This is a genomic window from Mycobacterium sp. KBS0706 (assembly GCF_005938675.2).
In the GTDB taxonomy this organism is placed as follows: domain Bacteria; phylum Pseudomonadota; class Alphaproteobacteria; order DSM-16000; family Inquilinaceae; genus Inquilinus.
Window position 1 is genome coordinate 1 of record NZ_VCCH02000052.1, and the last position, 12,141, is coordinate 12,141.

Below are 12,141 nucleotides of genomic sequence, written 5' to 3' on the forward strand. Positions count from 1 at the left end.
CAAGACTCCCCCATGCGGCCCGTAAGGCGGCGCCGCATCGCGTTAGAGACGCCGCGGCAGCCGGTCGGGCCGCCGCGGTTCCACTTAAGTGAAGATCAGGCGTGGACCACGGCGGAGGCCGGATCCTGCAGCGCCGGCGAGGATTGCTGCAGGAAGTGCCGGATCAGGTCGCGGGCGCTGATCACCCCGACCAGGGTGTGATCCTCCATCACCGGCACATGCCGGATATGGTTCTCGTCCATCAGCCGCAGCACCGTCTCGATGCTGTCGCGCGGCTCGCAGCTGATCACGGTGCGTCCCATGAAGGCCGAGACCGGCATGGTCAGCGCCGCGGCGCCATGCGTGGCTAGCGCCCGGGCGACGTCGCGTTCGGAGAACACCCCGACCACGACATTGCCCTCGGTGCGGCACACCTCCTTGACGACGAGGGCGCCGATGATCTCCTTGGTCATCAGCGCGACGGCGGTGGCCACCGTCTCGCCGACGCGGATCATGACGACGCGCGAGTCCTTCTGGCGGAGAATGTCTTCGGCCCTCATTGGCTGGGTTCCTCCTCTGGAAAACGGCTCTTCCGGCCGCTCGGACAAGGGTCAGGCCGGCACCAGCGCCGGTGCCGGTTTCACGTTACGGCTGTAGAGCCCGGCGATCTCGGCGCGCTGCTGCACCAGGGCCAGGACGGTGTCGACCGTCGGCGTCGGCACCCCCACCATGCGGCCGAGCTCCTGGATCACGGTGACCAGCGGGTCGATCTCCATCGGCCGGCCGCGATCCAAGTCCTGCAGCATCGAGGTGCGGTGGGCGCCGACCGCGCCGGCGCCGTCCAGCCGCCGCTCGATATCGACCCGGAAATGGACGCCGAGCCGGTCGCCGATCGCCTGCGCCTCGGCCATCATCCGCCGCGCCACGTCGCGGGTGGAGGGGTCGCCGGTGATGACGTCGAGCGTCGCATGGGTCAGGGCGCTGATCGGGTTGAGGCAGAGATTGCCCCAGAGCTTCAGCCAGATCTCGTCGCGGATGTTGTCCCGCACCGGCGCGTTCAGTTCCGCCGCCGTCATCGCCTCGCTGAGGGCGGTGACGCGGGCCGACGTGCTGCCGTCCGGCTCGCCCAGCGGGAACTTGTCGCCGTAGTGATGCTCGACCACGCCGGGCGCCACCACCTCGGTGGCCGGATAGACGATGCAGCCGATGCCGCGCTCCGGCCCCAGCCGCCGCCACTGCAGCCCACCGGGATCGACCGTCTCGATGGTGCGCCCCTCGAGCGCGCCGCCATGGCGGTGGAAATACCAGTAGGGCAGCCCGTTCACCGCGGTGACCACCGCCGTCTCCGGCCCGAGCAGCGGCTGGATCGCCTCGACCACCCCCGGCACCGAATGCGCCTTGAGACAGATCACGACATAGTCCTGCGGGCCCAGCTCGGCCGGGTTGTCGGTGCAGCGGATGCGGGCGGTGCGGGTTTCGTCGTCGATCTTGAGGGTCAGGCCGTTCTGGCGCATCGCCTCGAGATGCAGGCCGCGGGCGACGAGGCTGACCTCGACCCCCGCGCGATGGAGCTGGACGCCGAGATAGCCGCCGATGGCCCCGGCGCCATAGATGCAGAGTTTCATGGCCGCGCCTTCCTCCCAGTGATTGGAGTCAGGGCCGCTGAGCAGCCGACCGGATCATCGTGGTATACAAAATACCCAATGTCAATCGATCCAAGGGAGGAAAACGGCGCTGTCGGCCGGTCACTGCGCGGTCGGCCCCTTCTGCTCGCTTCCGGTCGGCGCGCTCTGCTGGACGCCCGGCGCCGGGGCAGCGTCCTTCGCGGCCGGTGCCGGCACTGGAGCCGCATGGGAGAGGAGTATCAGCGCGATCCAGAGCGCGGCGAAGCCGATCGCGATCGACACCGCCCGACGCAGATCGGCCGTCAGGGCGCCGAGGAGCATGGACTCGCCGCGCCCGGCTTCGCTCGCCGGATGCTGTAGGTTCCACTCCGACAGCACCCGGCCGAAGGCATAGAAGCCCGAAACCGTCATCGCCTCCGCGACGAGGCCGACGGGACGGAATTCCGGGACTCCGACATACAAAGGCCCCAGGGTGAGATTGAGCCCGATGCCCGTGGCCACGGCGACAACGCCCACCAGCGCGCCCAGAAGCATCAACCACCGGCGGATGGCCACGCCGTCGACGCCGATCCAGAAGGCGATGACCAGGACGTGCGACAGCGCCAGCAGCGACAGGTTGCCCCGCATGCCAAGCTGGATATTGACCACCTCCACGTCGATCCAGCCGATGGCGAACAGGATCGGCAGGAAGCCTGCCGCCCCCGCGAATGCAGGCGGGATCCGCCAGATCCAGCCCCCCGCGCCGTCCTGATCCGTCCCGCTGCTCCGCATCCGGGCGATGGCCAGCACCAGGCCCCCCCCGACCATCGTGCTGGTGGAGGTGGAGGTGAAGCCCAGCGATCCCAGCCCCGAACTCAGCGTGATGCCGAAGATGCCGGTGCCGACGCCCACCATCGTCGCGATCGCCAGCGCCCAGGCGACCGGCCGGAAGGGGACCCGACACAGGCCGAGCAACATCACCAGCACCGTCACCAGCGACAGGGCAGACGCGATCACCACCGCACCCGAGAATTCCGGCGTCACGATCAGCAGCGTCCCGGCCCCCGTCAGCAGCGCGGTAGCGAGACGGCTGATTCTTGTCATGCCGGCGATGGCCGGAAGCAGCAGGGGATCCACGACCAAGCGGGCGACCAGGAGGGCCGCGAGCCAGAGGCCCCAACTGCCATTGGTGGCGGCGAAGGGCAGCTGCAGCGTGACCAGCATCGGCGCCAGCATGATTCCCACCGGCACCAGCGCCGCCGCCCCGTAGCGCCGCGCCAGCCAGGCGCTTAGCGGCAGGGCCAGCCAGGGAACGCCGGGCCAGGTGAGCAGGCCGGCGGAGGGGAAGAGCACGATCGTGCAGGCCAGGAGCGGCAGGGCCCGAAGCCAGAGCCCCCAATCCACCACGGGCCGGGCCCAGCGGAGGGCGGCGCGCAGCCCGGCCCATTCGACGGCGGTCACGGAGCAGGCCAGGAGAACAAGCCTTGTAATCATTGTGCTGTCCTCGGCGGCTGCGGCGCCAGCCCCCGACATGACAGCGACGACGACGCCGAGGCCGACCAGCTTGGCAGCACCGGCGGCCAGCGCCGCGGACCGCAGGCGATCCCGTTCGATACCCATGAACGCAGCCACGCCGAGGACCCGGAGCGGCAGCAGCGGGAGGGCCAGGAGCATGAGCGCCCAAACCGGGACGTTGGGCCCGATCACACCGGAAAGCGGCCAGATCGGATATTCGACGCTCAGGCTTCCGGCCGACCGGCTGAGCCATCCGAGACCCGGGCCGATCAGCCCCAGCGCCACAGCATAGCCGAGCAGCGGAACCAGCGCCCGCCGCGCCGGGCCGCCGCTCAGCAGGATCACCAGGCCCCCGCCTCCCAGCAGGCGCAGATCGGCGGCCAGCCAGAGAACCAGCCCCAGGCCCTCGGCCTGGAGCTGCTCGAAACCGACCAGCCGTAGCACCGACCAAGCCGCGGTCCCGGCCAGCGCCTGGCCACCCATCGCTAGGAGCCCCCAGGCAACGGTCGTCGCCGCCGGCACGCCCGGCGCCATCCCGGAGGCTGCGGCAAGCGTCACGATCAGCACCGCGGCGGCGATCGGCAGCTCGGCCGAAAGCCAGCTGGCGAGCCCGTCGGCCGGGGTGGCGAAGGCGAGCCAGGCGAGCACGGCGCAGCCGCCCAGCGCCACGCCATGGATCACACCCCAGGGGGCGGGCCAGGCGGAGAGCCAGGCCTGTGCCCCTTGCGGCGAGGCCGCACCGAGCCGGGCCAGCGCCGGCGACAGCGCGATCGGGACCGTCGCCAGCCCTGCCGTCACCAGCGCCCCCTGCCAGGCGCCGGGCAGCGCGCCGCCGCCGCAGAGCCCGAAAGCGAGGGAGAGGATGGCGGAGATGACGCTGACCACCATCGGGTCGACTCCGGCATATGAGCCCGGCCTCCCGGCGTGCAGCCGGGCGGTCAGGACCAGGCTGGCCAGGAGGTAGATCAGCGACAGGGCGACGCAGATCGTGCCGATGACCGGCGCATTCGCGGCCAGGATGGAGACCGCCGTGGCGGCGGCGAGGATCCGGTCGGCACCGAATACGGCGACGGCGCCCAGCACCACCGCGGCGGCGCCGGAGGCCAGCTTCCGGCGGGTGTCGTTCGGCTGCACGCCCAGCTGGTCGAGCAGCCCGGCCAGGATCGGATCCTCGCGCACCAGCGTTTCGGGATGGTGCCGCACCAGGCGGGCGAGCCGGCCCCGCTCCGCATCCCCCAGCGTCAGGGGCTGCTCCCCGGCGCCGGCGAGCAGGAGCAGGACGGTGTCGAGAGCGGCCAGGCGCTGCGCCGGCGCCAGCTGGGCCAGCAGCGCCGCCCGCAGCCAGGACGGCATCGGCGCGCGGCGCAGCCAGGGCAGCCGCGTCAGCCGGCCGAGGGTGGTCTCGTCGATCGCGAAGCCGGCGGCCCCGAAGCGCAGCCCCAGCCGGACCGTGAGGCCGGAGCCGGGCAGCGGCGAGACGGCGGCGCCGGCGAGCAGGAGGAAGCCCGTGGGGCCCAGGAATCGCCGCAGCGCCGCCACCAGCCGGCGCCGCTCCGGCCCGGTCGGCGCGGTTCCCCGCAGCATCGACGGGTCGGAATCCAACTCGGCCGCCAGGTCCCTCGGCGGGCCGCGATCGGGCTCGGGCAAGGCCGGCGGCGGATGCTCCTCGGGCGCCGTGAGCCAGTCGGCGAGCTGCGCCAGCCCGTCCGGGCCGAGCGGCAGGATGATGAACCCCTCCCGCGCCAGGAGCCGCTCGGTCGCGCCCCAGTCCGGCTGCGGCACCGGCGTCAGCAGCACGCGCGGCGTGAAGTGGCGCAGCGGCGCTAGATGCTCCGCCAGGCCGTCGGTCAGCTCATCGACCAGCGGCCGCCCGTCGGACACGACCAGGAGCCGGCGGCCGGCCGCCCGGGCGGCCGTCGCAGCCAGCGTGCCGGCGCCCGCGCCGACACGCCCGGTCCAGGGCCGCAGCAGGGCCGGATCGGCAGCGAAGGCGTAGGCGTCGACATGGACCTGCGCGATCTCCAGCCGGCGCAGCAGCAGCCGGCCCAGCATCGCGGCCTGGTCGTCCGGCCCGCGGTGCTCGGCCAGCAGCAGGTAGTCGGGCAGCCGCGGCCGCCCGCCGAACACGATCTCCGGCACGCCGCCGGCCCGCACGGTGGCCCGGATCGAAGCTGGCATGTCCTCCCAGAGGCCGTAGGGCAGGATGTGCTCGCGCAACGCCCGCAGCACCGACCGCAGCGGACCCGGCGCCAGCAGGTCGAGCCGCGCCGCCTCACCCGCCACCAGGCGCTGCCGCAGGCCGCTCTGGGGCAGGGGCGCGGCGGCGGCGCCCGGCCGGCGGGCCCACAGCAGCAGCAGCCAGGCCACCCCGGCGGCCAGCAGGCCGACCGCGAGCGGCAGCAGCTCCGGCACGCCGGACATCGCCACCGGGACGGGCGCGGCATTGCCGCCGGCCTCGCCGCCGCCTCCGGCCAGGACGGTCAGCCCCGCCAACACCGCCAGCACCAGGGCGAATCCCGCCGCCGCCATGCCCGCCGACCGGTCGGATCTGAGCCCCGGCACCGATGTCTCATCGGCAGCGGAGATCGGCTTCGGCCGGGACCGCGCATCGGCCTCCCGGTTCGCCGATCGCCGGGCAACCTCCTCGCGCAGCACCTCGCGCACCGCGCGCTGGTCCGCCTCGGTCACGCTGAGCAACGGCGCCAGCCAGTCGGCCGCGTCGGCGGGGTCGGCCAGCACCACCCCGCGGGCCGCCAGCCGTTCCAGCAGCACGGTGCAGCGGACCTCCCGGTCCACGCCGATCCGCAGGCGGAACGGCGGCCGGCGGAGGATCGCCAGCAGCCGGCGCAGATCCGGGACGGCCGGATGGAGAGCGGGATCCGCCGCGGCTATTTCTTCTGCGGCCATTGCTCCAGCAGCTCCCGCCCGACCTGCAGATCCGCCTCGGTCTTCAGCAGCGCCCCGAGCGTGTCCGCCACGTCCCGGGAGTTGCCGCGCAGGTCGGCGATCCCCTGGCGCTCCAGCAGATGCAGCCACTGCAGCATCTCGGCGAGGCCCGGCGGCCGGCTGATCCGCGGGTCCTCCCGCAGCCGTTGGACGATGGCGCGGGCCTCCGCCCGGCGCGGGTCGTTGCGCTCGAGGGATGCAATGTGCAGGCCGATGATCTCGTCCAGCCGGCCCTCCGGCCAGGCGATGTGGTGGTAGACGCAGCGGCGCAAGAACGGCTCGGGCAGCGCCCGCTCGACATTGCTGATGATGACGACCGGCGGCTGCGCGCGGGGCGGCAGCTTGACCCGGACGCCCAGCTCCGGGATGTCGAACTGCATCCGTTCCAGCTCGGTCAGGAGATCGTTCGGGAGGTCGCGCGGCGCCTTGTCGATCTCGTCGATCAGGACGACGGTCGGAAGCGACCAGTCGATGTCGCGCTGGAGGTCCTTCTTCGCGTCATCCTCGTCCCGCTCGAAATCGAACAGATCCTTGAACCGCTCGAGGCCGTGCATCGCCGCCGCCCCGGAGGCGATCGGCTCCAGCGGCGCGTCCGGACCGCCGGCCCGCAGGATCGCCCGCCCCAGGGCGCGGAAGCTGAGATACTGCCGCAGATCCTCCTCCCCGGACGACGGGGCCGCAGGGCCGCTCCTGCCCGCGATATCCAGCGCGGCATCGGCGGCCTGCCGGCCCGCCGCCATGGTGCGGAAGGCGGCCCGCATGCGGCCCAGCTCGTCGAAGCGGTACAGCAGGTCGCGCGCGCTGCTGACCGAGGTGACGGCGAAGAAGGCGAAAGGCGCGCCCTGCTCCTCCGCCAGATGGCGGGCGAGCCGGGTCTTGCCGACGCCGGGGGCGCCGGTCAGCAGCAGCGGCATGCCCAGCAGCATGGCGGCGTTGACGGCGCGCACCAGGTCGGGGGCCGGGCGGTAGACGTCGTGCCGGTCCATCAGCCGCTGCACCGCCTCGGGCCGCTGCGACAGCGGCCGCGGCCGGCCCGCGCCGCCGGTGTAGAACTGCGCAGTCTGCGGCCGGTCGCCCCTGTAGGCACCGCGCTTGGACGGAAGCAGAGCGTCCTGGCTGGAGAATTCGATGGGAGGGTCGGCGATGGGAGGGTCGGCCATGGGTGGGTCTCCGATGCGGGCCTGTCAGGGGGGCTGTTTGCCGGTCTTGAGGTAGATGTCGAGTGCGCGCAGCCGGAACGAGACGGGCAGGAAATGCTGATCCAGATCGCGCGCGGCCTCGATGAGGTGCTCCGCGGCATGCCATTCCTGCAGATCCCGGCACCAGTCGCGCACCATCCGATCGTCGCATGGTCTCAGGAATACAACCCCGGCCGAGAGCACTCCGAACGCCTGGGCGAGCTGCGGCGTCAGCGTGTCGGCGATGCCGGATATCGTGTAGATCACTCCGCAGGGCGGCAGATCGCCGATCGCTCGCGCGTCCTGCCAGAACCGGCGCCAATCCTGCAGCGGCTTGACGTCGCCGTCGGTGAACTCCTGTGCATTGATGCGCATCTCGACCCAGGCCGCCTGACCGGGCTGGTGCAGCCCACGATGCAACGCGCCGGCGATATCCGTCTCGGTCCGATCAGCGGTTGCGAGGCGGAGCAGTCCGACGCGCGCACCGATGAACCGCGCCTCCGGCTGGGACCCATCCGTCCATTCGATCGGCACGATTTCGCGGCGCAGAGGATTCACGCGCGCCGGGCTGTCGGGTTTGGCGTGCGGATCGCGGCCCGCCAGGGTGCGTTCCTCGATCCGCCGGACGAACAGGTCCAGCATGTCGTCGTCGCGGCCACAGACGAGGACCTCCACGGGGCCCGGCCTGATCAGGCCGTCGATATAGTCCGCGGGTGCCCGCCGGTCGAACAGATGGACCACCTTGGCCAGCGGCGAGGGAAAGGCCGGTAGCACGATTGCCGGGGAAGCAGAAATCGGCGGCACGACTGCCGCCGGTCCCGGGCCGCCGCCGCCCCAGGGAATCAGCATCGGCTCCTCGTCCAGGGCTTCAGCCAGCGCCGCGACGAACCTGCCGTCCGCGAAGGCATGGGATAGCCGCGCAACGTTGAGCAGTCCCCCCGCGAAATTGGGCAGCACGCTTTCCACGACACCGAAGATGTGAAGGTTTCCGGCAACGTCCTCGCGTGCGATGGCGGCGCCCGACATGCCCCGCCACATTCTGACATCGTTGGGTACGACCGCCGCGGGGACCATCCAGGAATACGGATTGTTCTGCGCACCGATGGTCAGGTCGCCCCAGAGCCTGGATTCGGACGCCCGGCTGTCTGCATCCCACATCGCTTCGGGAAAGCCGGCGGCGCGCACGTCGGACAGGTGGCCGGCAAGGTCATAGGATGCAAAAATCAACTTCCCGAGAACTGGGGCCTGGTCTTCGTCCTCGAGGCTCAGCAGCGCCAGATCGAGCCCGTTCCCGCCGCGCCACACGACCTTCGCCCGGTAGGCTTCGCCCTGCCATTGCGCATTCCTGCCGGAGGGGCGATCGCGGATCAGCCTCAACTTCCACCCGGTATCGACCGCCCCGGCCTTCTTGAGCGTGACCACATGCTCTGCCGTCAGGACCAGCCCGGGCGCGATCAGCCGACCCGAGCCGAAGGACGGCTCCGGCTCGTTCCTGTAGATCGCTGCGACATCCGCGAAGAACAGGTCGGAGGAAAGAGGCGCCATCCTCAGTTATCCCGACTAGGACAGTCCTCCGGTGCGCGTGGACCTCACCTTGAGTGGCTCGCCCTTGTCGTCCGTCGCCTTCAGCGTCAGCTTGACCCGATGCTGATTGCTCTTGCCGGCCGTGGCCTCGGCGGACAGGTCGAGGAAGGCGAACAGCTTGAAGCCGCCGCTCGCCTTCACCTCCGTGTCGAAGGTGATGCCGAGCTCCAGCTCGATAGTCTCCGGCGTGAAGACGATGTCCTGCCCCTTGCCCTCGAGGACCGCCTCGCGCAGCTCGTCGCGGAGCTGCTTGATCGCTTCGGCCAGCGTGACGCGCATATCTCCTCCTGGAATAGCTGTTTGAAATTTGGTCGTGAAATTAATCGCCTGATCTTACCAAGTTTCGGCCGAGGCGTCATGATGCCCCATCGCCAGTCCGGGCGGCGTGCGCTGGACTCTCGTCTACGGTATACTTGTGACTGGCGGCGCCCGGGGCTATAGCCGAGGGGAACGCCGGCCGCGCAGGCTGACAGAAGGGCCTTCGATGAGCTTCCCGCAGATCGACGTCAAACCGCTCGACACCGAAACGAGCTTCCGGATCAAGGCCTATAAGGCATTGAAGCAGGCCATCACCGAGATGGACATCTATGGCCATGCCGGCGAGATCAAGCTGGAGGAGCGGCAGCTGAGCGAGATGCTGGGCGTCAGCCGCACCCCGATCCGCGAGGCGATGACGCTGCTGGAGCAGGAGGGCTTCGTCCGCTCCGTGCCCCGCCGCGGCATCTTCGTGATCCGCAAGAGCAAGGCCGAGGTGCTGGAGATGGTCACGGTCTGGGCGGCGCTGGAGAGCATGGCCGCGCGGCTGGCCACCCAGGTCGCGACCGATGCCCAGATCCGCAAGCTGCACGACTATGTCGACATGTTCCACGACCGCAACCCGGAGGAGCATGTCAGCGAGTATTCCGAGGCGAACATCGCCTTCCACAAGCAGATCATCCGGATCAGCGGCTGCCAGCTGATCGTCGATATCACCGACAACCTGTTCATCCACATGCGCGGCATCCGCCGGGTGACGATCGGCCAGGACCACCGGGCGCAGCGCTCGGTGGTCGACCACCAGAAGATCGTCGCCGCGCTCGAGGCCCGCGACGCCGACCTGGCCGAGAAGCTGGTGCGCGAGCACACGCTGGGCCTGGCCGAGCATGTGCGGAAGCACGGCGACTTCCTGGACTGATCTCCCCTCGCCCGGGCTGCCCTTGCAAAAAGGATGATCGCCATCATCTAACGCTCATTGAATGATGATCGTCATGTGAAGGAGCGATCAAATGGGACTGTTGGATGGCAAGGTGGCCCTGGTCACCGGTGGCACCTCCGGGATCGGCCGTGCCAGCGCGATCCTGTTCGCCCGCGAGGGCGCCAGGGTGGCGCTGACCGGGCGGCGGGCGGCCGAGGGCGAGGCGGTGGCCGCGGAGATCGTGGCGGCCGGCGGCGAGGCGGTCTTCCTCCAGGCCGACCTGACGCAGACCGACGCCATCCCCGGCCTCATCGACCGGGTGGTGGCGCAGTTCGGGCGGCTGGACGCTGCCTTCAACAATGCCGGCATCTCCGGCGGCGGGCCGATCGAGACGCTCGACGAGGCGCGCTGGGACAGCCTGGTCGACACCAACCTCAAGGCCCATTTCTTCGCCCTGAAGGCCGAAGCCGCGCAGATGAAGGCGCAGGGCGGCGGCGGGGCAATCCTGTTCAACGGCTCGGTCCTCGCAGGCATCGCCGCGCCCGGCACCTCGATCTACAGCGCGACCAAGGGCGGCATCGTCTCGCTCGCCCGCGCCGCGGCGGTGGAGTTGGGGTCGCACGGCATCCGGGTGAACTCGATCAACCCGTCGATCACCCGCACCGAGATGACGCAGGGCCGTATCGTGACGAACCCGGACGGCACCGAATCCCATCCCCTGGCCACCGGCATCCCGCTGAAGCGGCTGGCCGAGCCGGAGGAGATCGCGCAAGTCGCCCTGTTCCTGCTGTCGGACCGGGCCTCCTATGTCAACGGCCAGGCCATCGTCGTGGATGGCGGCCAGAGCGCGGCCTGAGGCCGCCCTCCGCTCAATCCAGCGGCAGCAGCAGCGCGTCGATCTTGCCGGGGAATTTGGCCAGCAGGACCGCTGCCTTCTGCCGCAGCGCCGGGTCCTGGTAGGCGCGGGTCGCAGCCAGCAGGTTGCCCAGCGCCTCGTCGAGGCCATCGCCCGGAGTCAGCTCGGGATAGGACCAGGACGGGTCGATGGTGCCGGCCATGGTGACATAGCCGGCGACGAAGCCGTAGCCCTTCTGCAGACCGTGGCTGTCCACGGAGAAATGCCACAGGTCAGTCGGGTCGGTGTCGCCATTGGTCAGCCCGGCATCGACCAGCTCGGAATAGCGGCCGAGCCGGCTGTATGCTTGCGGGTTGAACTGGCTGTAGTGGAAGGCGCGGGTCCGCTCCAGCTCCGCCATCTGGCGGCCGTCCTTGTCGAACTGGCCGGCCACCCGGCGCAGCGCCGCGATCTTGATCTGCCGCTTGGCGACATCCGGCTGGTCGGTGAACAGCGCGAAGGCCGTCACCTGGGCGTCGTACCAGGTGCCGTGGTTGTTGTGCCAGTTGCCCTCCTCGAAGCCGTTCTCGCTGGTCAGCAGCCACAAAGTGAAGATGCGGTACCACAGCTTGATCCGCTGGTAGTCGGCCTCGCGCAGCGCGCCGCTGGGGCGGATCAGCTCGACCGCATCCATCACGTCGATGAAGGCGCGGCTGTCGATGATGCCGATGCCGCGGCCGTCGACGATGCCCGGGATGGCCTGGGCATAGGTCATGTTCGGGTTCATCCGCGTCTTCGGCTGGATGAACCACACCCGCAGCATCTCCGCCGCCTTGACCGCGTATTTCGGGTCACGGGTGAAGGTGTAGGCCAGCCCGAGGCTGCGCAGGTCGCTGCCGAAGCCGGACAGGCGGACGCTGTCGGTGGCGTCGGTCTTGCTGTCCGGGTTGGTCTGGCCGTCACGGCGGATATAAGGCAGGCCGGTCGGCGTGTCCGGATTCGGCCACCAATAGGGACCGAAGCTGAAATAGTCGTGCTTGTCGCCCGAGGCCGGGGTCAGCGTCTTGTCGGTGACCGACGGCGCCGGCTTGGCCAGTGCCTTGTCGGCGGCCTGCAGCAGCGCGGCGTAGGACGGCCGGTACAGCGGATCGCCCGCCGCGATCTTCGCCCGTGCCTGCTCGATCTTGGCCGGGTCGTAGGTGAACCAGCGCGGCTGCGCCGCCATGGCCGACGCGGCCGCCAGGAACAACGCAAGCATGGTGCAGGCGAACGCCCAAGCGCGCATGGCCGAATCCCCCCGATGGATATTTAATCCCAGGAGTAGAT

At 70.4% G+C, this 12,141-nt stretch carries 9 protein-coding genes; 2 read left to right on the forward strand and 7 right to left on the reverse strand.

The features are described from left to right. Positions 1-95: 95 nt before the first annotated feature. From FFK22_RS25070 to FFK22_RS25095, 6 genes are all read right to left on the reverse strand, one after another. Positions 96-539, reverse strand: coding sequence for a CBS domain-containing protein (locus tag FFK22_RS25070; protein WP_138890232.1), 444 nt, complete (start codon positions 537-539; stop codon positions 96-98). 51 nt (positions 540-590) lie between these two features. Continuing rightward, a complete protein-coding gene (locus FFK22_RS25075; protein WP_138890231.1) occupies positions 591-1,604 on the reverse strand; it encodes a 2-dehydropantoate 2-reductase in 1,014 nt (337 codons plus the stop codon). A 120-nt stretch (positions 1,605-1,724) separates the two neighbouring features. Then, a complete protein-coding gene (locus tag FFK22_RS25080; RefSeq protein WP_138890230.1) occupies positions 1,725-6,005 on the reverse strand; it encodes a hypothetical protein in 4,281 nt (1,426 codons plus the stop codon). After that, the gene (locus tag FFK22_RS25085; RefSeq protein WP_138890229.1) at positions 5,987-7,204 is read right to left on the reverse strand and encodes a MoxR family ATPase; all 1,218 of its coding nucleotides are present in this window, start codon (positions 7,202-7,204) and stop codon (positions 5,987-5,989) included. Before FFK22_RS25085 ends, FFK22_RS25080 begins: the two co-directional genes overlap by 19 nt. A gap of 24 nt (positions 7,205-7,228) precedes the next feature. Next, complete coding sequence (locus FFK22_RS25090) at positions 7,229-8,767, reverse strand: serine protease (RefSeq protein ID WP_138890228.1); 1,539 nt, start codon at positions 8,765-8,767, stop codon at positions 7,229-7,231. A gap of 15 nt (positions 8,768-8,782) precedes the next feature. Beyond that, positions 8,783-9,085 (reverse strand): trypco2 family protein, encoded by a 303-nt coding sequence (locus FFK22_RS25095; RefSeq protein WP_138890227.1) that lies wholly within the window; start codon positions 9,083-9,085, stop codon positions 8,783-8,785. Positions 9,086-9,290: 205 nt separating this feature from the next. On the opposite strand from FFK22_RS25095, the gene FFK22_RS25100 reads away from it, so the two are divergent. After that, the gene (locus FFK22_RS25100; RefSeq protein ID WP_138890226.1) at positions 9,291-9,980 is read left to right on the forward strand and encodes a GntR family transcriptional regulator; all 690 of its coding nucleotides are present in this window, start codon (positions 9,291-9,293) and stop codon (positions 9,978-9,980) included. A 91-nt stretch (positions 9,981-10,071) separates the two neighbouring features. Continuing rightward, the gene (locus FFK22_RS25105; protein ID WP_138890225.1) at positions 10,072-10,836 is read left to right on the forward strand and encodes an SDR family NAD(P)-dependent oxidoreductase; all 765 of its coding nucleotides are present in this window, start codon (positions 10,072-10,074) and stop codon (positions 10,834-10,836) included. A gap of 13 nt (positions 10,837-10,849) precedes the next feature. On the opposite strand, the gene FFK22_RS25110 is transcribed toward FFK22_RS25105, so the two are convergent. Next, positions 10,850-12,100, reverse strand: coding sequence for an alginate lyase family protein (locus FFK22_RS25110; protein WP_138890224.1), 1,251 nt, complete (start codon positions 12,098-12,100; stop codon positions 10,850-10,852). Positions 12,101-12,141 lie beyond the last annotated feature (41 nt).